This is a genomic window from Methanoculleus sediminis, from assembly GCF_001017125.1.
In the GTDB taxonomy this organism is placed as follows: domain Archaea; phylum Halobacteriota; class Methanomicrobia; order Methanomicrobiales; family Methanoculleaceae; genus Methanoculleus; species Methanoculleus sediminis.
The window spans coordinates 329,852-351,093 of the sequence record NZ_JXOJ01000001.1 but is presented as its reverse complement, the minus strand read 5'-3'; the positions used below and the strand labels follow the sequence as shown (position 1 = coordinate 351,093).

22 protein-coding genes and 2 tRNA genes are annotated in these 21,242 nt (G+C 65.3%); 14 read left to right on the top strand and 10 right to left on the bottom strand.

What is annotated here, in order from left to right; genetic code table 11:
- Positions 1-253: 253 nt before the first annotated feature.
- The 3 genes from SZ63_RS01770 (at position 254) to SZ63_RS01760 (ending at position 2,027) form a co-directional block, all read left to right on the top strand.
- On the top strand, positions 254-1,033 hold the full coding sequence (locus SZ63_RS01770; RefSeq protein ID WP_048180136.1) for a thymidylate synthase: 780 nt from the start codon (positions 254-256) through the stop codon (positions 1,031-1,033).
- Positions 1,034-1,085: 52 nt separating this feature from the next.
- Positions 1,086-1,158, top strand: a tRNA-Gln gene (locus SZ63_RS01765).
- A gap of 50 nt (positions 1,159-1,208) precedes the next feature.
- Complete coding sequence (locus SZ63_RS01760; RefSeq protein ID WP_048180134.1) at positions 1,209-2,027, top strand: TIM barrel protein; 819 nt, start codon at positions 1,209-1,211, stop codon at positions 2,025-2,027.
- Positions 2,028-2,216: 189 nt separating this feature from the next.
- Here the strand turns inward: SZ63_RS01760 and SZ63_RS01755 are convergent, their stop codons facing one another.
- The 5 genes from SZ63_RS01755 to SZ63_RS01735 all read right to left on the bottom strand — a co-directional run bounded on the left by SZ63_RS01755 (position 2,217) and on the right by SZ63_RS01735 (position 6,301).
- Positions 2,217-2,636, bottom strand: coding sequence for a GxxExxY protein (locus tag SZ63_RS01755; protein WP_048180131.1), 420 nt, complete (start codon positions 2,634-2,636; stop codon positions 2,217-2,219).
- A gap of 193 nt (positions 2,637-2,829) precedes the next feature.
- On the bottom strand, positions 2,830-3,564 hold the full coding sequence (locus tag SZ63_RS01750) for a DUF1614 domain-containing protein (protein WP_048180129.1): 735 nt from the start codon (positions 3,562-3,564) through the stop codon (positions 2,830-2,832).
- 31 nt (positions 3,565-3,595) lie between these two features.
- Complete coding sequence (locus SZ63_RS01745) at positions 3,596-4,198, bottom strand: fibrillarin-like rRNA/tRNA 2'-O-methyltransferase (RefSeq protein WP_048180124.1); 603 nt, start codon at positions 4,196-4,198, stop codon at positions 3,596-3,598.
- Positions 4,195-5,055 (bottom strand): NOP5/NOP56 family protein, encoded by an 861-nt coding sequence (locus SZ63_RS01740; protein ID WP_048180113.1) that lies wholly within the window; start codon positions 5,053-5,055, stop codon positions 4,195-4,197. Before SZ63_RS01740 ends, SZ63_RS01745 begins: the two co-directional genes overlap by 4 nt.
- A gap of 34 nt (positions 5,056-5,089) precedes the next feature.
- Positions 5,090-6,301, bottom strand: coding sequence for a tripartite tricarboxylate transporter permease (locus SZ63_RS01735; RefSeq protein WP_048180109.1), 1,212 nt, complete (start codon positions 6,299-6,301; stop codon positions 5,090-5,092).
- Positions 6,302-6,390: 89 nt separating this feature from the next.
- Here SZ63_RS01735 and SZ63_RS01730 point away from each other — a divergent pair, with 89 nt between their 5' ends.
- The 4 genes from SZ63_RS01730 (at position 6,391) to SZ63_RS01715 (ending at position 8,941) form a co-directional block, all read left to right on the top strand.
- Positions 6,391-7,071, top strand: a complete 681-nt coding sequence (locus SZ63_RS01730; protein ID WP_048180106.1) for a uroporphyrinogen-III synthase — start codon at positions 6,391-6,393, stop codon at positions 7,069-7,071.
- Positions 7,072-7,076: 5 nt separating this feature from the next.
- Positions 7,077-7,985: an RNA-guided pseudouridylation complex pseudouridine synthase subunit Cbf5 gene (locus SZ63_RS01725; protein ID WP_048180799.1), complete on the top strand. Its 909-nt coding sequence runs from the start codon at positions 7,077-7,079 to the stop codon at positions 7,983-7,985.
- A 40-nt stretch (positions 7,986-8,025) separates the two neighbouring features.
- Positions 8,026-8,112: transfer RNA gene (locus SZ63_RS01720), tRNA-Ser, on the top strand.
- A gap of 172 nt (positions 8,113-8,284) precedes the next feature.
- A complete protein-coding gene (locus SZ63_RS01715) occupies positions 8,285-8,941 on the top strand; it encodes a CDGSH iron-sulfur domain-containing protein (RefSeq protein ID WP_048180103.1) in 657 nt (218 codons plus the stop codon).
- A 76-nt stretch (positions 8,942-9,017) separates the two neighbouring features.
- Here SZ63_RS01715 and SZ63_RS01710 read toward each other — a convergent pair whose 3' ends face one another.
- The 3 genes from SZ63_RS01710 to SZ63_RS01700 form a co-directional block, all read right to left on the bottom strand.
- On the bottom strand, positions 9,018-10,166 hold the full coding sequence (locus tag SZ63_RS01710; protein WP_048180099.1) for a CPBP family intramembrane glutamic endopeptidase: 1,149 nt from the start codon (positions 10,164-10,166) through the stop codon (positions 9,018-9,020).
- 37 nt (positions 10,167-10,203) lie between these two features.
- On the bottom strand, positions 10,204-11,415 hold the full coding sequence (locus SZ63_RS01705; RefSeq protein WP_048180095.1) for an MFS transporter: 1,212 nt from the start codon (positions 11,413-11,415) through the stop codon (positions 10,204-10,206).
- A gap of 94 nt (positions 11,416-11,509) precedes the next feature.
- Positions 11,510-12,358 carry an aldo/keto reductase gene (locus SZ63_RS01700; protein ID WP_048180092.1) on the bottom strand — a complete coding sequence of 283 codons (849 nt, stop codon included), beginning with the start codon at positions 12,356-12,358 and terminating at the stop codon, positions 11,510-11,512.
- 384 nt (positions 12,359-12,742) lie between these two features.
- On the opposite strand from SZ63_RS01700, the gene SZ63_RS01695 reads away from it, so the two are divergent.
- Positions 12,743-13,354 carry a cupredoxin domain-containing protein gene (locus tag SZ63_RS01695; RefSeq protein WP_241481219.1) on the top strand — a complete coding sequence of 204 codons (612 nt, stop codon included), beginning with the start codon at positions 12,743-12,745 and terminating at the stop codon, positions 13,352-13,354.
- Positions 13,355-13,401: 47 nt separating this feature from the next.
- On the opposite strand, the gene SZ63_RS01690 is transcribed toward SZ63_RS01695, so the two are convergent.
- A complete protein-coding gene (locus SZ63_RS01690) occupies positions 13,402-14,733 on the bottom strand; it encodes a cobyrinate a,c-diamide synthase (RefSeq protein ID WP_048180090.1) in 1,332 nt (443 codons plus the stop codon).
- 132 nt (positions 14,734-14,865) lie between these two features.
- On the opposite strand from SZ63_RS01690, the gene SZ63_RS01685 reads away from it, so the two are divergent.
- The 6 genes from SZ63_RS01685 (at position 14,866) to SZ63_RS01660 (ending at position 20,547) form a co-directional block, all read left to right on the top strand.
- Positions 14,866-15,558, top strand: a complete 693-nt coding sequence (locus SZ63_RS01685; RefSeq protein ID WP_048180087.1) for an energy-coupling factor ABC transporter permease — start codon at positions 14,866-14,868, stop codon at positions 15,556-15,558.
- On the top strand, positions 15,555-15,854 hold the full coding sequence (locus tag SZ63_RS01680; RefSeq protein WP_048180083.1) for an energy-coupling factor ABC transporter substrate-binding protein: 300 nt from the start codon (positions 15,555-15,557) through the stop codon (positions 15,852-15,854). The genes SZ63_RS01685 and SZ63_RS01680 overlap by 4 nt, the downstream gene beginning before the upstream one ends.
- 39 nt (positions 15,855-15,893) lie before the next feature.
- A complete protein-coding gene (cbiQ, locus tag SZ63_RS01675; protein WP_048180081.1) occupies positions 15,894-16,670 on the top strand; it encodes a cobalt ECF transporter T component CbiQ in 777 nt (258 codons plus the stop codon).
- Positions 16,667-17,872: an energy-coupling factor ABC transporter ATP-binding protein gene (locus SZ63_RS01670; protein ID WP_048180078.1), complete on the top strand. Its 1,206-nt coding sequence runs from the start codon at positions 16,667-16,669 to the stop codon at positions 17,870-17,872. The genes cbiQ and SZ63_RS01670 overlap by 4 nt, the downstream gene beginning before the upstream one ends.
- A gap of 112 nt (positions 17,873-17,984) precedes the next feature.
- A complete protein-coding gene (gene pyk / locus SZ63_RS01665) occupies positions 17,985-19,484 on the top strand; it encodes a pyruvate kinase (protein WP_082122605.1) in 1,500 nt (499 codons plus the stop codon).
- Between the two features lie 79 nt (positions 19,485-19,563).
- A complete protein-coding gene (locus tag SZ63_RS01660) occupies positions 19,564-20,547 on the top strand; it encodes a cation diffusion facilitator family transporter (protein ID WP_048180075.1) in 984 nt (327 codons plus the stop codon).
- Between the two features lie 14 nt (positions 20,548-20,561).
- Here SZ63_RS01660 and SZ63_RS01655 read toward each other — a convergent pair whose 3' ends face one another.
- Positions 20,562-21,215 carry a hypothetical protein gene (locus SZ63_RS01655; RefSeq protein ID WP_048180072.1) on the bottom strand — a complete coding sequence of 218 codons (654 nt, stop codon included), beginning with the start codon at positions 21,213-21,215 and terminating at the stop codon, positions 20,562-20,564.
- Positions 21,216-21,242 lie beyond the last annotated feature (27 nt).

Below are 21,242 nucleotides of genomic sequence, written 5' to 3'. Positions count from 1 at the left end.
ATACGAGGATAAAAAACTTACTCCGGAAAAAGACGGGAACTCCCGGCCCCGGCGGCGCTCCCTCCTCCCGCCGGCCGCGCGCCGCCCCGACAGCGCCGCGCCTGCCCGGCATCGACCGGCGGGCAATGTCTCGAGCGCCCGCCTCGCCCGCTCCCCGGCCGGCCGCCCCCGACGGCGGCACCACCGGAGCATGTATATATGAGACGGTCTCCAGTGGGGAGCCTTTTCTACCCCGGCCTGCAAACTACTCTCTATGCGGATCATTCGGGCCCCCACGCTCGCACGGGCACACGAACTGGCGGTCAGGACCGTCCTCGAGAAGGGATGGGTGCTGGATACCGAGAACGACGAGGCGACGATCGAGTGCGAGGAACTCGCGCTCGAGGTAGAGTCGCCGGAGAGCGTTCCCATGGCAAGCCCCGCCTCCCGGTTCCAGCAGCGGTTCCTGGACGTCTACGCCGACAACCTCCTGCATGGCTCCGACGCAAAGTTCGAGTACGACTACCACCGGCGGCTCTTCGACTGGGGTGAAAAACTCCGGGTCGCACCTCTGGAGCGACCGGATTGCTCCGTTCAGGAACAACTCCGGGTCGCGCCGGAGGGCGAAGACGTCCACGTCGACCAGATCGACTACATCGCCCGGAAACTCGCTGCCGCCCCGAACTCCCGGCGGGCGGTCGCGATCACCTGGAACCCCGTCGTCGACGAGAACCTCGACGACTGCCCCTGCCTCCAGCTTGTCCAGTGCCTGCTGCGGGACGGGAAACTCCAGATGAAGGTCGTCTTCAGGAGCAACGACATCCTCTCCGCCGCCGGCTCCAACATGTACGCGCTCGTCCGCCTCCAGAAGATGATCGCGGACCGGCTCGGCGTGCCCTGCGGGCGCTACACGCATATCGCGCTCGTCCCCCACATCTACTACCGCCGAGATCTCAACGATATCGAGCCGTTCTGTAGATCAGGCACCGAGATCCGGCCCGTTGCCGAAGTCTGCCGGGCCTGCGGGAAGTGCCCGCGCTCGTCCGGGGCATAAACCCCGGCCGTCACTTTAATTAAGATTCACAAACAACATTTTAGAGCCCAATAGCCCGGTAGTGTAGCGGTCAATCATGTGAGACTCTGGATCTCGCGACAGCAGTTCGAATCTGCTCCGGGCTACTCGAATCTTTTTCTCCGCCTTCAAACCAGCATACACCGGAGGGTGGTATATGGTTGATTATAACCTCGGCTGCACCGTGCGCCTCGACGACGAAGAGACGCTTGCCCTGCTCGCAAGGCTCTACGAAGACGGCGCGATCCGGCACATCCAGGTGCAGGCCGTCCCCCTGCCCCGGCGGCTCTTCCGCGAACGCCTCGGCCGGATCGCCGCGTCCGGCATCCCGGTCGTCGTCCACGCACCCCACCACGGCCACGGCGTCAACCCCTGCGCTCCCGCCGCCTACGACGACCGCCCGCTCGCGGTGATCAAGGCGTATATCGAGGAGGCGATGAGCCGGACGCTTGAGGCCGCCGACACCCTCGGCGCGGAGACGATCGTCCTCCACGCAGGCCGGTACGAGCCGGGAGGCCGTTTTACCGCCGTGGAAGCATTCGCCGACTTCCTCGACCACCACAACGATCCCCGCCTCACCCTCGAGAACCTCCCCGCCGTCTACGCCGGCTACCCCCTCCTCGGAAACACCGCCAAAGAACTCGCGGCGCTAGCAGGCACCAGGATCACCCGGTTCTGCCTCGATTTCCCCCACCTCGCCTGCACCGCAAACTACCGCCGCCTCTCGTTCGTGGATGAACTGGAACAATTTGAAGGCCTCAACGTGGCCCTCCACCACCTCTCGAATATACGATGCGGCTCGATCACCGACGAGCACCTCGAACTCGATCACCCCGACGGCGGCCTCGATCTCGCGGCGGTCTTTGCCCGGCTCCGCCGGCACGCCGCCGTCCCGGCGACGCTCGAGTACAAGGAGGACTCGGCGAACGTCTACGCCCGGCAGGTGGAGGTCTTTGCCGGGCTCTGGGCAGAGTGACACTCCGGGGCGCCGGCAACACGGGACACCTAGTGATCGCCATCCCCACCTTCGCGTCCTTCGCGTGAGGCTTTATCACCATTCATGCACCACGGTTCACGCGAAGCCGCGAAGAACGCGAAGTCAATGTGATTGCTGGCAACTTCCCTTTCGCGGCTTCGCGTCCTTCGCGTGAGGTGTTATCACCATTCATACATCACGGTTCACGCGAAGCCGCGAAGAGGCCAATTCAGTATGATTGTTGGCGATCCGCTTCACGCCTTCTTTGAATGTCCCCGCGCCAAAGTTGATCAGCAGCCCCAGCGGAAGTTGCACCACCCGCAGGTAGGTCAACACCTGCTTGGCATGAACCGGGGCAGTTTTTTCCACAGACTTCAACTCAACTACCAGACAACCATCCACCAGCAAATCCACCCGTAGACCATCGTCGAAATGCATCCCTTCAAAGTCGAAAGTCACAGATTTCTGCCGTTCTACTTGCAATCCCCGCCTTTCCAGCATCCGCGCAAGGACTGTTTCATAGACCGATTCGAGCAGTCCGGGCCCCAGATCTCGATGCAGGTGATAAGCCGTATCAACAACAACCGATGAGACTTGCTCCACATTCATAACTATTACCTTCCCTTCGCATGAGGCCGTCCCAACGTTTATTGCGTGGATTTGGTCTCCTCACCTTTACGAACGACCCATTGATGCTCCGAGCGCATTAAGAGGCGCCGGGCGGGGTGAAAGTATGACCCGGAGCTGCAGTTCATCCACTGACTAAAACTCTGGGTCTGATATTTGAACCGCCAATAACCTCTCATGCCAGCAGCGCCGCGATGATCCCGGTCAGGAAGATCCCGTCGAACGTTCCCGCTCCTCCGATGCTTGCCGTCGGCGCCCCCAGTTCCGCGATATGGTGGAGGTTTAAGAGGTCCGCCCCGATCAGGGTGCCGAGCGTCCCGCTCACGTAGGCGATGATCACCGCCGCGGCCGGGACGCCGCCCACAAAGAGCGAGAGGATCAACGCCGCAAAGAGCGCCGCGAGCGGCGGGATGAAGAACGGCGTCGCAATTCCGAGCCCCGGCACCGGGCGGGCGACGAGTTTCGTTACGACGGTCACGACCGCGACCCCGGCAAGCGCAAGGGCGAAGAGGTGGTAGCCTTCGCTGATCACGACCGACTCGTAGAGCAGGTAGAGCGATATCGCCACCGGGATGAGGGCGCCGCCGACGTTGACCGCAAGCACCGTCCGCTGCGTCTGCTGCGGGATGCGGTAGAGCCGCCCGTACATCACGGCGTAGCGGTCGTAGACCGGCACTCCCGGCCGGCCCTCAAGCGTGCTCACCGGGATGTTGATGAAACTCCCGACAAGCGTCAGGAAGAGAATGAGGAGCGCCTGCCACCAGGAGAACCCGAGCCGCGTGAAGGTCGCACCGATCGCCGTCAAAAAAAGGATCGGAAAGACGATGACTGCGAGGAGAAAGAGAACGAGCAGTCCGAAGAAGAAAAGAAGCATCAGCGGGGAGAAGGGGTTGAAGACGACCCGGTCCATGTGAAGGAGTCGCCCTCCCTTCTAATATATACTACTCCCGGCGGGAGCAGACGATCGCGGCATGATCGTGGTGGTAGGGGTCGAGCCACCGGACGTCCGCGATATCGAGGCGCTTCTCAAGCCCGGTCCGCGCTTCGGCGAGCACCTCCGCCGGGTCGCGCCGGACGTCCACGCTCCGGGTCTTGAGCATCAGGATGAGGTGGCCTCCCGGTTTGAGGAAGACCAGGTTTCGCTCCGCGATCTCGACCTGGTTGGGCTGCGCCACGTCCTGGTAGAGGAGGTCCACCGCCTCCATGAACGGCGCATACTCCTCCGGGCGGTTCGCGTCGGCCATGATCGGGACGATATTTCGCCTACGGCGGGCCACCTCGAGAAGATCCTGCATCGGCCGGGGCGCAAACTCCACCGCGTAGACGGTCTCGACGTAGTCGGCGACATGGGAGACCGTAGTCCCGTTCGCCGCACCGAGATAGAGCGCCCTCATGTCGGGGGTGAGTTCGATCCCGCCGCCGAGGGTGTAGAGCGCCGCAAGCTTGCTCCGGTAGGGGTCCCAGACCCGGTAACCGTCGAGCGTCCGCTCCCCGTAGACCCCGCCCTCGCCGGGCGAGACCAGCACGTTCCCAAGCCGGATCATGCCTCGACCCCCGCATCGTCGATCCGCGCCTGGGCGTCTTTGAGGAACTCCGGCACCGCCTCACCCCGGTAGTAGTCGAGCCGGGCGGCGATGGCGAGTTTCGCCGCGAGCACCCGGGCCACCCGCCCCCGGACGTCTTTGGGCGCGTTGTGGACCCGCCGGTGCTGGAAGATGATCCCGTGCTTGGGCGGCGGCGTCCCGCCCCGGAGGTGTGAGAAGAGAGCCCGCTCCGAGCCGAGGACCTGGATGGTGCTCCCCGGCATCCTCGCGAGCGTCTCAAGCCCCCCTGCTTTGGAGAGGAGCCGGGCCGCGACCAGACCGCCGATGAGAGCGCTCGTATTCGGCATCACCTCATCGGCACGGGCCGAGACCTCCCGCATCAGGCGGCTCCTCGTCCCGGCGAGCCGGTCGATCTCGTCGGCGACGTCCGAGAGACCTCCTCTCGCTCCCTTCCGGATGATCCCGAGCATCTTCTTCGCCGGGAGACTGCGGTATTTCCGGGAGAACGAGGGGTTCGTGACCTGGTACCACTCCGCGGCACGCTCCTGAAGAAGATTGATGACGTTGTCGAGCTCGTCGAGCATCCTGACCATCTGGAGGAGCTCGACGTCCCGGCCCTGGTATGATTGGACGATCTTTTTTCGGGCAAGGGCGATGCAGACGGAACGGAGCAGGTCGACGTACTCCTCCCGGGTCCGGACGACTCCGCAGTCCCGGGCAATCTCCCATTTGATGGGGACAAATGAATCCATACCGGTGCGGAGCGCGGCCGCACGCTCCGCGAGCGCGGCCGGATCGGTGCCGGCGGCCCGGCACCCCTCCTCATCGACGTCCCCGAACCAGTAGCGCTGTAGCATGGTACCGTATTGGGAGGCAGTCGATATAAGAGCGTCAGGCGAGACCGAAGGAGTAGGCCATCACGGGCACCATGATCGCACCCATGCAGTAGACCCGGCGGACGTTGACGAGAGTCGGCACATAACCGACCGCCGTTGCGAGGAGAAGAACGAGTCCCCCGAACGGACCGCAGAGGAAGAGGGAGAGGAGGACGACGAAAGCGATGACGCCGTAGTTGAGGTTCGTGACGTTCACCCCTCCGAACCAGCCGGCCATCGACGATAGGAGAACGGTCAGGAGATAGGCGCCGGCCGCGGCCATTGTGCCCGCAAGGAGGACGGCAGTGGCCGGCGGGATCTCCTCGAGCGCTCCGATCGCCGCCATCACCCCGCTCCGCGTCCGGGATACGGCGTAGAACGCCGCAAGCCCGAGGAAGGCGTTCACGGTGTTCGCGGCGCTGGTCGCAAGGATATACTCCCGGGGGTTGGAGTCGTAACCGACGACCGAGGTGAGAAGTGCGTTCGCCGTGGCGCTCGAGAGGCCGGGGAGCCAGCCGACGAGAGCGCCGGCAGCCGAACCGAGCAGGGAGCCTCGCCGGACTGCACCCCGGGGGAGTTCGATGCCTGTGAAGCGCTGTGCAGGCATGGCCCCGTGCGACGCCTTGAGGAGGACCGCGACCCCGAAGAGCCCGGAGAGGAGGGGCATCAGCACCCCGGACTCGCCGCCCGCCGGCCAGGCGAGGAACGCGTAGCCGAGGGAGAAGAGCCCGAGGATCCCCGAGACGGAGAAGACCGCGAGCGCCCATCCCGGCGACTCGGAGACGACGATGAGGTAGCCGGCGACGGCGAGGATGACAAGGCCGATCCCCCAGTCGATCGCCGGCTGGAGGGCGGGGAGCACCAGGACGAAAGCCAGCGCGAGCGGGAGCGAGAGGGCGACGCCGACGGCGCTCCCGAGGGCGGATATCCGGACGGCCTCCTCTCCCCGCCCTTCGAGACAGAGGGCGTGCGCGGGCAGAACCGCAAGCGAGGTGTCGGCGTCGGGGATGCCGAGGAACGTGCCCGGGACGTTATCGAGAAACGTGTGCGTAACGAGGGTGGAGAACATCGCTGAAGCGACGACTACCGGGTCGAACCAGGCGAGCAGGAGCACCTGGAGCGAGAGGAGGACGCCTGCCATGGTGTTCGCATGGATGCCGGGAACGAGGCCGCTCACGGCGCCGCAGCCGATACCGACGGCGGCCCCGAGCACGATACCGGAGAGCACGATAATTATCGGTTGGAACAGCCGGGGATAAACCAACCGAATCGTCTCCCACGATACAGTCATATTCCACCGGGACGAAGGTTGTAGCGATGAAGATCGCCATCACCCGGCTCGAGAACAAGGCGGCGGGAGACCGCGCCCTCTGCGCGACGTATGGTCACGACTGCTACACGGTCTCGCCGCTCCGGGCGGAGCTACGGCCCGACCGGATCGATACGTTCGTCGAGGCCGTCCACCGCGGGGAGTTCGACTGCCTCTTCTTCTCAAGCGCCCTCCCCGCCGCGGTCGTCGGACCGAAACTCGAGCGGTGGCCGCGGGTGATCGCGATCGGGCCCAGGACCGCCGAAGTCCTCAGGGGATTCGGGATCGAGGCGGAAGTCCTCCCCACGTTCTACTCCCGTGACTTCGCCCCCTACCTCGGGGACTGGCTCCGGGGCCGGACGGTCGGGATTCCGCGGGCCGACGTCCCGAACCCGGGCCTCCTCGACGCGATCGCCGCGGCCGGGGGAACGGTCCGGGAGGAGCGGGTGTACGCCCTCGCTCCCACGGGCGCCGAACTCACGCTTGACGGCGCCGACGCCGTCCTCTTCACGAGCGCCATGTCCTACCGGGAGGCCCGCTGGCGGTCCCGCGACGACCTGCTCCTCGTCGCCATCGGCGAGATCACCGCGGATGCCATGCGGGCCGGCGGGCATCCTCCGGCGGTCGTCGGGGACGGGTCGCTCGCAGGAACGCTTGAAACGCTGAACCGCCACACGGGAGGCAGGTGAGCTCGTTGACCGGCCAGAATGGTTCCGTTCCCGAATCCGGGATCGTCGTCGTCGACAAGCCGCGGGGGCCGAGCAGCCACCAGGTGACCGCCTGGGTCGGGGATATCCTCGGGCGCCGGGTGGGCCACGCCGGGACGCTCGACCCGCAGGTCTCCGGGGTGCTCATCGTCATGTTCGGCGGGGCCGTCCGGCTCGCCCCCGTCCTCCTCTCGCACAACAAGGAGTACGTCTGCCTGATGCGCCTTCACGGCGACGCCTCCCGGGAGGCCGTTGAACGGGCGGCGGAGGAGTTCACCGGCCGGATATACCAGCGGCCGCCGAGAAAGAGCGCCGTGAAGAGGAACCTCCGGATCAGGAAGATCCAGGAGATCGAGATCCTGGACATGGACGGCAGGCTCGTCCTCTTCCGGGTCAGGTGCGATGCCGGAACCTACATCCGGACGCTCTGCGTTCACCTCGGCTACGCGCTCGGGGTCTGCGCCCACATGGAGGAACTCCGGAGGCTACGCTCGGGATCGTTCGACGAGACCGCCGCCGTCACCCTCCACGAACTCGCCGATGCCGCGAGAGCAGCCCGGGAGGGCGACCCCGAACACCTGCAAAAGATGATCTTCCCCGCGGCGGCCGCCGTCGCCGATCTCGCGAAGGTCGTCGTCCGCGACACCGCCGTCGACGCCGTCTGCCACGGTGCGGTGCTTGCCGGGGTGGGGGTCGTCGGGAAGGAGGGCGGGTTTGCAAAAGGCGAGACGGTCGCGATAGTGACAGAGCGCGGCGAACTCGTGGGGCTCGGGAGAGCCCTCGTCGCTTCGTCGGCGCTGAAGCCCGGAGAGCCGGGGTTCGTCGTCGCGCCCACCACCGTCCTGATGCAGCCCGGAACCTACCCCCGCGGCTGGAAGACGCACGCCGGGAGCTAATATTAATAGAATACACCGCCAACTAATGATGCACATCTGGGCTGAGGTAGTCTAGACCGGTAGGGCGCGGGCCTGGAAAGCCCGTGGGGCGTTGAGCCCCTCGGGAGTTCAAATCTCCCCCTCAGCGTTTTAACACAAGGTTGATTCTTTTATCAGATTTTTCACGCAGACTCCCTGCAGATTCCGATCGCAATTCTCTGGATTGTGCCGGATTATCTGCCCGTTTCGCATGAGGACTCGCCGGTCAGGTCCCCTTCACCCACAGGTTAACATACAGAAGAGCTACCGGGGATGATACCATGAAGATCCGGGTGAGCAGGAATGGCCCGTACATCGTGACCGGGAGTGTCCCGCTCATGGTGATGGAGATCGCCAGCGATGAAAGGGGCGACTGCCGTTCATGGCAAAAGGTACGGGAGTATCCCCTGCAGGAAGAATATGCCCTGTGCCGCTGCGGGCATTCGAAGAACAAACCCTTTTGCGACGGGACGCATGCGAAGGTTCACTTTAACGGTACTGAAACTGCCGGGGATGAACCGTATCTTGAGAATCCCACCATCATCAGAGGGCCGAAACTGGAGCTGGCCGATTATGAAGGGCTCTGTGCGCACGCACGGTTCTGCCTGCGGGCAGGGGGGATCTGGAACCTCACGGAGCGGTCCGATATCCCGGACGCCCGGGACACGGCGATAGACGAAGCGTGCAACTGTCCCTCCGGCCGGCTCGTTCTCCGTGACCGGCAGACCGGTGAGACGATCGAACCCGCTCTTGAGAGATCCGTCGTCGTGATCGAGAATCCGGCCAGGGGTGAATACGGGCCGCTCTGGGTTCGCGGCGGGATCCCGATCGAGTCCGCCGACGGAAGGACCTACACGATCAGAAACCGGGTTACCCTGTGCGGGTGCGGGAGATCGCGGAATAAGCCATTCTGCGCCGGGGACCATATCGGGCATTGAGAGGGGGGTTCTCCCCCCGGCAGAGGCATTTTACGACGAGTTCGTCCTGAAAAGGGTATCCCGGGAATCCCCCGCGTCAGATCGACATCCCGACCATCAGCATCGAGAAGAGCACGAGATCGTAGACGGTGTGCGTGATCGCCGACGTCGTCGTGTTCGTATACTGCCGGATGTAGGCGAATAGAATCCCCGCAAGGAAGACCGATATGAGACCGTCCCAGCTGTACTGGAACGCATGGAGCGACGCGAAGAGGAGCGCCGGAAGAAGGATGCCGAACCGGGGCTGGAGCAGACCGCGGATGCTCACCTCCTCGCCGAACCCCGCCGCGACGGATGCCACGATGATCCCGGGGAGCGTGAGCGCTCCGGCAAAGAGCAGGTTGACGGCCTCCATGTCGGTGACCGGAAGGCCGAGCCAGCCCACGAGCACGGCGAGCGCCAGATCGATGAAGTGGAATACGGCGACGAGCACGAGACCCGCACCGACGGCAAAAGCAACCTCTTTCGCCGTCGGGCGGACGAGCCCGAGCCGCTCCAGGGTCTCGCGGGGCGACCGGCGGACGAACGCTCCGGCGATGAAGAACGAGCCGATGAGCGTCCAGAAGAGGGTGTAGGCGTTCAGCGTGACCGACTCCGCGAAGAGATCTCCGGACTCGAGCAGGAGGTCGAGGAACGGCTCCGAGAGGAAGGGCGGAACCCCTGTGACAAGGAGCGGCACGGGAGGGATGAGGATCATGGCGAGGATGACCACGAGCGCGACCGTATGGAGGAGCGAGTCCGGATCGAACGGGAGATACCCTGCAAGCCACCCCCTGAACCGGCGGGAGAGCCCGATGAGGCTTGCAAGCCCCGCAACAAAGACGCCGAGGAGGAGAAGCGCAACCTCCGCGGCCATGGCAAGGTCGACCGTCTCCGGATCGATCTCCTCGGCCTCGAGCATCTCGGCCGGCAGGATTGCTATGACTCCGAACCCCGCCGCAATGGCCGCAAGCCCGGCCACCACGATCAGGAGCCAGAGGACGGCGGCCCACCGGAACGCAGGGTGCCGGGTTCCGGCGAGATAGACGAGCATGGCAAGGATGACGAAGAGCGCCACGTCGAGCGCGGAGGTGAGGAACGCTCCCGCTTCCCCGCCGACCTCCCCGAAGGCCGCAACCAGGAAGATGAGACCGAAGAAGGCGATCAACAGTTCGGGTGCGTACCGACGGAAGAATTCCGGGAACATCGCAATACCTGTCGACCGGCGGCATGAAGAACGTAACTCACCGCCACGCCAGCTTCCCGACGGCAAGCCAGCTCAGGATTCCCGTAACCCCGAGGAACCCCGCCAGCAGGAGGAATATCGCCGGCAGCGGCCACCGGCCGGCGAGGATGGCTCCCGCGAACGGCCCTGCCGAGAGCCCTACGGCGAAGAAGGTGTTGTACATGCCGTATGCAGCGCCCTGCGAGCCGTGGTCGCGGTAGATATCGGCGAGGAGCGGCATTGTCGGCACCAGGGCGCAGCTCAGCGCGATCCCCAGCACGAAGACGGCGACGGCGGTGAGCGGGAGGGCACCCGCCTGCATTGCGGCGACGATCGCACCCCCCGAGAGGAGAAGGCCGCCGCCGATGAGGTAGCGGCTGCCGCCGTACCGGTCGTAGATCCTTCCTGCAACCGGCTGGGCGAGGATGGCCGCAACCGCCAGCACCGCGAAGACGAACCCGATCGTCGCCGGGGACGCAGAGAAGACCGTATGCAGGTAGACCGGGAGGTAGGGGTCGAAGACGCCGTACGTCCCGGAGACCGCGACGATCACGACCGCACAGGCGGCGAGCGGCAGAAGGGCCCCCCCGGGCATCATCGCGGAGCGGCGTGCGCCGCTCTCCCGCCTGCAGGTGCGCACCGGTACGGCGAGGACCGCGAGGCCGACGGAGGCCGCCAGCGCCGCCGGGATGAGGAAGGTGGCGGTGTAGCCCGCATACTCAAAGAGCAGCCCGCCGGCGACCGGCCCGAGGATTGTCCCGACCCCGACCGCCGAGAGCGCGACGCCCATCTTCTCCCCGAGCCGGGCGGGGTCGCAGGTATCGGCGAGGAGGGCAAGCCCCGCCGACCAGGTGGCCGCGGCCGAGACCCCCTGAACAGTCCGGGCGGCAACCAGGTGGGTGATCGTGGTCGAGAAGCCGAAGAGAGCAGTCGCGAGAGCGAGGAGGAGCATCCCGGCGACGATGAGAGGGCGGCGGCCCACCCGGTCGGAGAGGAGGCCCATCGGGATGGAGAAGAGGAGGAGCATGGCGGCGTAGACCCCGAAGATGATCCCGATGACCGATTCGCCCACACCGAGCCGGGGGGCATACTGAGGGAAGACCGGGATGAGAAGACCATAGATCAGCATGTCCATGAAGATGACGAGCACGACCAGCACGAGGATCGCGTCCGGCGATGCGGCGATGCGGTTCCGGAAGGTGCGGAGCCGGTGCGGTTTTTCGGTCGTCATATAGTCTCATCTCCATATCGAGAACTGCTCTCCCCCCGTAGGTTCGCGCCGCCGGGTTATATCGGTTGCAGAAGAAGATTTTGCCGGAACCGCCTCACCGGAATCCGCGGTAGTAGGCAAGCTCGCGGGCATGAGGCCGGAACGCTTCGACGAGCGCCGCCGCTTCGTCGTCGGGCAGAGGGCCGCTCCGGCCGGCGGCGGCGAGCGCCTGCACCTCCGCGGGCGTCGAACAGCCGACGATCGCGACGGTGATCTCCCGGGAAAGGGCATACCGGACAAGGACGTCAGGCGTCACCCCGGCATCGGGGACGAGGTAATTCGACCCGCCGAGCACCTTCATCCCGATGACCGCGACCCCCTGCTCCCTCGCGGTCGTAAGCACTCCATCGAGAAACCCACCGAGCGCCCCCTCAACGGGATTTACTGGCATCATCACGGCGTCGACCGGCCAGTTCTCGACCGCGTGCGCGAGGACGTCCGGGTCGTGGTGCCCCGTCACCCCGATATGCCGGACGACGCCGGACTCCCGCGCCTCGACGAACGCTTCGAGGGCACCGGACGGCCCCTCGATCTCCCGGATATCGGGGAAAGACCGGATATCGTGGATCTGCCAGAGGTCGAGGGTCTCGATGCCCATCCTCTGGAGAGTTTCCTCTAGATCCGTCTCGGCGTCCGCGTGCGCCCGGCTCGCTGATTTGCTTGCCTGGAATACCGGTGCCCGGAGGTCGGGGCGGTTCCGCCAGACCTCGCCGTAATAGTCCTCGCTCCCCGCGTAGGCCTTCGCCGAGTCGAAATAGGTGATCCCCTGACCGAGCGCTTCCATGATGACGGCCTCCGCTTCCGCGTGCCGTCCATAGGTCCTGAGGACACCTTCTCCCCCGAGCCCCACGGCGGTGACCTCCCGCCCGGTCTTCCCGAATCTGCGCCTGCCCGGTGCCTCCATAGAGCCCCCTATCCGTGCCCGGCTATAAATACCTTCAGCCGGGCGGGAGGAAGGATCGAACGCCGGCGAGCACGCGGTGCGACGTCCCGTCGGTGCGGCCCCCTCTCCCCCGAACCCCTGAGGTGTCCAGAGGCGGGAACTCCATCCCGCTCCGGTGCCGGCCGGCCGGGATCGGGCGTCCCGGCGGCGTACTGCAGCCAGGGTATAATGCCGTTTGTTTCGTCTCAGGGGAGCCGTGAAGGACGTACCGGGTCAGGGGCCCTATGGGACAACCCCGATACCGGGGCGGCCGGGCATGGTGCTGCTGCGACGGATTTAAACCACGTATTCCGGTTTTCCTGCGAGGGGTAAAGTTTATTTACGCCAAGAAGCATCGTCCATCACATGAAGAGGATGTTTGGTATCCTTGCCCTCATGGTGATCGCGAGCATCATGATCGCAGGGTGTGTGCAGCCAGCGGGCAACGAGACGGTGACACCCGGTACGACACCGGGACTCACCGAGACCCCGATGGAGACAGAAGAAGAGACGCCGGCAATGACAGAGACACCGATGGAGACCGAAACCCCGATGGAGACGGAGACACCGATGGAGACAGAGACGCCGGCGGCAACCGCGACCACGATGACAATGGAGACGGAGACACCGATGGGGACAGAGACACCGGCAGCAACCGCAACGACCGTTGCCGCAGGTGTGACGGAGACCCCACCGGGAACGCCGGCGGCGGCGGCCGTCGTCGCTGACGAGACCATCTCCATCACCGACAGCGGATTCGTGCCGAACACGCTCACGGTCCCTGTCGGCACCACGGTGGGATGGACCAACGACGCCTCCACCAACCAGACCGTATCGCCGACCGGGCCAACGGGATTCTTCGAATCCGGTCTGCTTGCGCCGGGCGACTCCTATAGTTACACCTTCAACGGCGTCGACAACTACACCTACCAGTCACTGACAACCGGGATTACCGGGACGATCATCGTCACCGCCTGACACCTTTTTTTTGCGCCGGCGGCCGTGGGGGAGACCGCAACATCCCCTTACGTCCGCCGGTATGCTCCGGCCGCCTCGACCAGTCGTTCGGCGAACCCCTCCGGGAAGTAAGCATGGGTATATTGTCCGATCGCGTTCTGCGCGGTAAGCGCGTCGCGGCCGCCGTCGATTCCCCGTCCCCGGAGGAGTTCCAGGGCAAACCGGGCGTCGGGATCACAGTCAAGGCGTGAATAGTGGAACTCGTGGCCCCGGAAGGCCGAGCCCGGGGCAAGGACCGGTGCGGCCCCGGCGACCCGGGCCTCGACGTATCCGAGGGCCTGGATGCGGTCCGTCATCTCCGCCGCCGCCGGGAGAACGCCGGCCATCGGGTAGTCGCCCTCACCGGTCGTGAGCCGGTCGGTGAGGTAGACGAGACCGCCGCACTCGGCGTAGACGGGCATGCCGTCATCGGCCGCCCGGCGGACATCTTCCCGGCACCGGGATGAGGAGAGCGCTTCCGCGTGGAGCTCCGGGTAACCGCCCCCGAGATAGAGGGCGTCCACGTCCGGGAGCCGGTCGGTCATCGGCGAGAAGAAGACCGGTTCTGCCCCGGCCCGCACGAGCCGATCGAGGTTATCGGCATAGTAGAAGCAGAACGCAGCATCACGGGCGACACCGATCCGGACTTCCGCCTCCGGCCGGGCGGGGCTCTCCGCCGGTGCCGGGAGGGCCGGGGCCGACCGGGCGAGGTCGATGACCCCGGAGAGATCGCACGTCTCCTCCACCACCGCGCCGAACCGCGCCATCAGTCCCGTCTCCGCCGCCATCGCGAGCCCGAGATGCCGGCTTTCGACAACAAGATCCTTTCGCCGCGGGATTCCCCCGTAGACCGGGAGGCTTTTCGTCTCCTCGATCATGGCGAGGTGGCGGGGACTCCCGATCCGGTTGAGGATGGTTCCGGCGATCCGGACGGCCGGATCGAACCCCGCGTAGCCCCGGATCATGGCATGGACGCTCCGCGACGCGCCCCCTGCGTCAACCACCAGAAGAACCGGGGCGTCGAGAATCTTCGCGACATGCGCCGTGCTCGCGGTATCGGTTCCTTCGAGCCCGTCGAAGAGTCCCATCGCGCCCTCGACGACGGCGATGTCGGCCCCGGCAGAGGCCCGGACGAACGTCTCCCGCACCCCTGCCTCCCCCATCATGAACGGGTCGAGGTTGCGCGACGTTCGGCCGCAGATGGCTGAATGGTGCGTGGGATCGATGAAGTCCGGGCCCACCTTGAATGGCTGGACGGCAAGCCCCCGGGCGGCGAGCGCCGCCATCAGGCCGCTTGCAAGCGTGGTCTTGCCGCAGCCGCTGTGGGTTCCCGCGATGACAATCACTGGAATATGGCGCATAACGTTCCTCTAGTGTTGAATACCGCAGAAGATAAATATGACCGGGGATAACCAGGGTACATCAAATTAATTTGCCTTACATAAAACAAAGTTGTTCTGCTTGCCTTCGCGGCGGCAGCCACCGGTGATATCATGCACATCATGGAAGGATTCTTACCAAGCCCCTGGTGGGAGATCTGGATTCTCATCTCCCTGCCCTTCGTGGCCATCGGACTGTACCAGCTGAACAAACTCGTGCGGGAGAGGCGGGAAACCCTGCCGCTCCTCGCGGTCGCAGGCGCCTTCGTCTTCGTCCTCTCCTCCCTCAAGATCCCATCGTTCAACGGGAGCTGCTCCCATCCCACGGGGACGGGGCTCGGGGGCATCCTCTTCGGCCCCTGCATCGCCGCCGTCCTCGGGCTGATCGTTCTGGTCTTCCAGGCGATCTTCCTTGCGCACGGCGGGATCACCACCCTCGGGGCAAACGTCTTCTCGATGGGGATCGCAGGCCCGGCCGTCGCCTATCTCGTCTATAAGGCCGGAACCCGGGCGGGTGCGAACACCTACGCCACGGTCTTTATCGCCGCTGCCCTTGCGGACCTCGTCACCTACGTCGTCACCGCGGTCCAGCTCGCGCTCGCCTTCCCGGGGACCGTCGGATTCCTCGGCGCATTCACGGCCTTCGCCGCGATCTTCGCCGTAACCCAGGTCCCGCTCGCCATCATCGAGGGCGCGATCATCATGCTCGTCTTCAAGTACATCGTCCAGCTCAAACCCGAGATCCTCACGCGGTTAAACCTCCTCTCCGAGAGCACCGTCCAGAAACTCCGGGAGGCCGCGGTATGAAGTACGGCATGGAGATCGCGGTCGCCGCGCTCATCGTCATCTTCGCCGCCGTCTTTCTCTTTCAGGACGCCGCGATACAGGCCACCCTCGGCGACGGGGAGGAAGCCTGGGGCGGGGCCGACGGCGAGGCCGCCGGGCTCATCGAAGCCTCCGGCTACGAGCCCTGGATCGAGCCCTTCTGGGAGCCCCCGAGCGGTGAGATCGAGTCGCTCCTCTTTGCCCTGCAGGCCGCCATCGGCGCCGTGATCATCGGTTACATCTTCGGTTACTGGCGGGGCAACAGGAAGGCCGCCTGATTTTTCCGGCAGTCCCGCAAACAGATAGGGGGAGACGCAATGTACGAGGTGCTCGAAGACTTTGCCCAGACCAATAACCTCCGGGAGACAAGCCCGGGGCTCAAACTTTTCATCGGGACTGCGAGCATCCTCCTCTGCGTCTCTTCGCCGGGTCCCGTCGCGCCCCTGCTCGTCGCGGCCTCGATGACCGCCGCCGTCCTCGCTCTTGCAAAGATCCCGGCACGATTCTACGCGAAGCTCCTCCTCGTCCCGGTCTCGTTTTCACTGATGAGCATCGCCGCGATCCTCTTCATCACCGCAGGCGGAACGGTGCTCCTCGAAGTCCCCGATCTGCCCCTCGCAATCACGGCGGACGGCGCGAACCTCGCCCTCCTCCTCCTCGCGCGGGTCTTCGGGGGGATGTGCTCGCTCTACTTCATCGCGCTCACGACGCCGATGACCGAGATCTTCGACATCCTCCAAAGACTCAGGGTTCCGGCCGTCCTCATCGATCTTGCCATGCTCACCTACCGGTTCATCTTCATCCTGATCGAGGAGGCGGGCCAGATTTATCGTTCGCAGGTGATGCGGCTCGGTTACGGCAGGTTCCGGGAATCGGTGCGCTCGTTCGGGATGCTTGCCGGAGCACTCTTCATCAGGACGTGGGAGAGCGGCGAGGCGCTTATGCTCGCAATGGATGCACGCTGCTACGACGGCAGGTTCGGCATGCCCGGCGAGACCCGGCCGATATCGGTTCCCGCGCTCGCGTGCGGCCTCTTCTACCTCTCGGCAGTCCTCGCGGTCTCGCTATCCACCGGGGGCCTGGTAATCATATGACGACACCGCTGCTTGAGGCCGAGAACGTTGCCTACGCCTACCAAAACAGCCCCCCCGCGCTCGCCGGGGTGAGCGTCCGGATCGAGGCGGGCTCGAAGACTGCCCTCGTCGGTCCGAACGGAGCCGGGAAATCGACGCTTCTGTTGATGCTCAACGGGATGCTCCGTCCGGCCTCCGGCGTGATCAGGTTCGAGGGCCGGCCGCTCGCCTACGACAACCGGAGCCTTCGCGACCTCCGCCGCCGGGTCGGGTTCGTCTTCCAGAACCCCGACGTCCAGATAGTCGCCCCGACCGTCGAGCAAGACGTGGCCTTCGGGCCGGTGAACCTCGGCCTCCCCCCCGACGCCGTCCGGCAGGCGGTGCGGGACGCGCTCGGCTACGTCGGGCTCCGGGGCTACGAGAAGCGGCCGCCCCACCACCTCTCCGGCGGCGAAAAGAAACGGGTCGCCATCGCCGGCATCCTCGCGATGCAGCCCGAGGTTCTCGTCTTCGATGAACCGACCTCCGCGCTCGACCCCGCAAGTTCGGAGGAGGTGATGGAACTCCTCGACGAACTCGCCTCCGGCGGCCGGACGGTGCTCGTATCCACCCACGATGTCGAACTCGCCTATCGCTGGGCCGACTCGGTCATCCTCATGGAGCGGGGGGGCGTCCTCGCCCGGGGGGCGCCGGAGGAGGTCTTCTCCGACCACAACCTCCTCGCAGCCGCCAGGCTGAAACCCCCCGCTCTCCTCGACCTCTACAACGAACTCGATCTGCGCCGCGTCATCGACCGGGGTGTCCCCCCGAAAAGCGTGCTCGAGTTCACCGACCGGATCGAGCGGGCGATGCACGGCAACACTCCGGCCAGGAACGGAACCGGGAGGATATACCTCTGCAACGCCGACCTGATCACCGGCGACGAGGTGCGGGCACTCGTGGAGCACGGGACGGTCGAGCACGTCGGGGCGATGGGCACCCGCGCGAAGGAGTTCGCCAACCGGGAACGGATCCTCCTCGACTACACCTACGGCGTCATCGACAAGTGCATCTTAAAAGCCCTCATCGGGGAGAACTCGCTCATCATCACCACCGGGGGCATGGTCGAGCACGTCCACCGCCGTATCGGGGAGTACAGCGCCGAGAGCGGGAGGACGCTCGCGGTGACCCCGGTAGGAGAAGCCGTGAGCCCTCGACCCGGCCGTGAGAGCGTTCCGGAATAACAGGAATCGTAACGTCTTCCGGGAACTCCGTAACCTCGTTAGACCCGTTTTTCCGGCAACCGTCCGCCCCGGGGGAGAAGGTTAATCCGGTGCCGATGCCCGAGGGTACTTCATGATGCTCGAAGAGGTGCTGCACCGGATATCCGAGCAGGCGAAACGGAAGCGGATGAGCCTGCCCGACCATAAAACAAAGATCGTCTGTACCATCGGGCCCGCATCGCGCTCCCGGGAGACGCTCGCCCGGATGATCCTCGCCGGCATGAACGTCGCCCGGCTCAATCTCTCCCACGGATCGTTCGACGAGCACCGCGAGAACATCCGAAATATCCGGACCGCCGCGGAGGATACGGGGCTCCCGGTCACGATCCTGCTCGACCTGCCGGGACCGAAGATCCGGGTCGGCACCCTCGCAGAAGAGCCCATGATGCTCCAGAAGGGCGAGACCGTCACCCTTGTCTCCGGCCCGGCATCGACCGATCCCTCCCTGATCCCCGTCGACTTCGACCAGTTCCCGCAGCTGGTCTCGGCGGGGAGCACCATCTATCTCAGCGACGGGTTCCTCCAGATCCGGGTCGACGAGGTCGGCGAAAGGGACGTCCGGGCGACGGTGATCGTCGGCGGCCCCCTCCTCTCGCGCAAGGGGATGAGCCTCGTGGGCGGCGAGGGGATCCTCGCGGTCAGCGCCCTGACCGAACGCGACCTCGAGTGCATCGAGTTCGGGCTTGCCGAGGGGCTCGACATCTTCAGCATATCCTTCATCCAGCGGGCGGAGGATATCCGGAAGGCCCGGGAGTATGCCGCCCGGTCCGGAAAGTCCATCCGGGTGATCGCAAAGATCGAGCGGCAGGAGGCGCTTGCAAACGTCGACGAGATCCTCCGGGAGGCCGACGGAGTCATGATCGCCAGAGGGGATCTCGGCGTCCAGACGCCCATCGAGGACGTTCCCACGGTGCAGAAGCGGATCATCCAGAAAGCCAACGTCCTCGGCCGGCCGGCGATCACCGCCACCCAGATGCTGATGTCGATGACCGACAACATCCGGCCCACCCGGGCGGAGGTGACCGACGTCGCGAACGCCATCCTCGACGGCACCGATGCCGTCATGCTCTCCGAGGAGACGTCGATCGGGAAGTATCCGGTCGAGACGGTCGCGATGATGGCGAAGATCGCCCGGTCGACCGAAGAGAAGCGCTTCCTCGTCGGGGCCGGGTGCACCCCGCTCGATTACTTCCGGCGCGGAAAAGGGCGCGAGGAGATCACCGTCAACGATGTCGTCTCATTAAACGTCATCGAGGCGCTGGACGCGCTCGGCATCCGCTACGTGCTGACCCCCACCCGCTCCGGGAGCACCCCGAGGAACATCTCCCGGTTCAAGCCCGGGGCCTGGATCCTCGCGTTCACCCGGAACCCGAGCACCTTCAAGTTCCTGGCGTTCTCCTACGGGGTAAGCCCGTTCCTGATCCGGAGCGAAAAGGAATACTGGCACGGGGCGATCCTCGACTCGATCCGGGACTCGGGGCTGATCTCGCCCGGTGAGCGCGTGGTGCTGACCGAGGGGGTCTCTCCCGGGCGCGAGGGAACCGACTCGCTCATTATCCTCACGGTCGATTGAGGGGACGGTCGGGCTGCACCGTCCGGGAATCCTCCGGCACGTAAACCCTATCCCGGGGGAGGGTGAACACTCATCAGGTATGTCGGCGGTCGTTCCGGGAGAACAGGAGGGTATGCTCAAAGAGAAGACCGCACGCCTCTCGGTCGTATCGAACACGTTTCTCGTCGCGGCGAAACTCGCCGTCGGCGTCTCCATCGGATCGGTCGGTATCATCTCCGAAGCGATCCACTCCGCCATCGACCTCGTTGCCGCGGGCATCGCCTATTTCTCGGTTCGCCAGTCGGCCCGGCCCCCCGACGAGTGCCATACCTTCGGGCACGGGAAGTACGAGAGCATATCGGGGCTTCTCGAGGCGGTCCTGATCCTCGCGGCGGCTCTCCTGATCATCAACGAAGCGGCGAGAAACCTCCTCGGTGGCGAGGAGACACTGAACGTCGAGGGGCTCGGGCTCGGTATCGCCGTCATGCTGCTCTCGGCCGGAGTAAATTACTACGTCTCTTCCCGGCTGATGACGGTGGCGAAGGAGACCGAATCGATCGCGCTCGAGAGCGACGCCTGGCACCTCCGGACGGACGTCTATACCTCCGCCGGGGTCGTCATCGGGCTCGTCCTGATCCGGCTGACCGGTCTTGTGGTGCTCGATGCGCTCGTTGCGCTCGCGGTCGCCGCCATCATCCTGCGGGCGGCCTTCGATCTCATCCGGCGCTCGTTCGAAGATCTCGTCGACAGAAGCCTCCCCGCCGACGAGGAGAACCGGATACGGGAGATCATCAGCGAGCACTGCACGGACGTCATCGGTTTCCACCGGCTCCGGACCCGCCGGTCGGGACCGAACAGGTTCGTGGACTTTCACCTGGTCGTCCCGCGAACCGCAACCCTCGAAGAGGCGTACGGAGTCGTGAAGCGCGTGGAGGCCGACGTCAAGCAGGAGTTCCCCCGGACGAACGTCACGATCCGGGTTCAGCCCTGCACCGGTGAGGACTGCTCCGATTGCGGGATCTTCACCACCTGCCCGGAGTGCAACCGGCTCGGGCTTTGCGGGCGGGAAAAAGAGCGGGAGTAAAAGACCGGGGGACCTTACCGCCAGGAGAAGAGGCCGCGAACCTGCATCTCCTCGCTCGCAAGAACGCTCAGCCGGTCCTGCTCCTGTTCGATCGTCCGGACCTGGTCCTGGAGCATCGTCCGGGTTGCGTCGTCGCAGGTGCAGTTCCCGATCAGGTATCCGAGTTCCGCGGCCCGCTCCCGGTTCCGCTGCGCCTCCTCCTCAATCAACCGGGCGGCTTCCGCATCGCCACCGAAGAGGAACCGCATGAACCCATGCCGGGCCCGGATCTGCTCCTCGGCCCGGACAGTCTTCTCGACCGAGTTGTTGATCTCCCGGGCGATGGCGGAGACGTTCTCTCCTATGCCGCCGGTCCGGTTCCCGGCGGCGAGCAGGGCATGGACGGCGAGCCTGACACGGTCCCGATCGGAAGCGCCATCTCCCGGGTGGAGGGGCGTATGCTCCGCAGCCCGCTGCTGCACTCTCTCCCCGGCGGTTTCACTGCCTTCTTCCGCACGGACGGTTCTGTTCTCCTCGATCCTCACCTGCTGCTCCCCCGCGGGCGTCGCGTTTACCGCGCCATACCCGGCCTGTGCTCCCCCCGGGTCGTCGTGGGCGCCGGAAGCGGCGGCCGCGAACCCAGGAAGAAGGAGGAAGACGATCATGGCTGCTGAAACGATGCGTTTCATCGATCCTCACCTCTGGTGGAAGAGAGA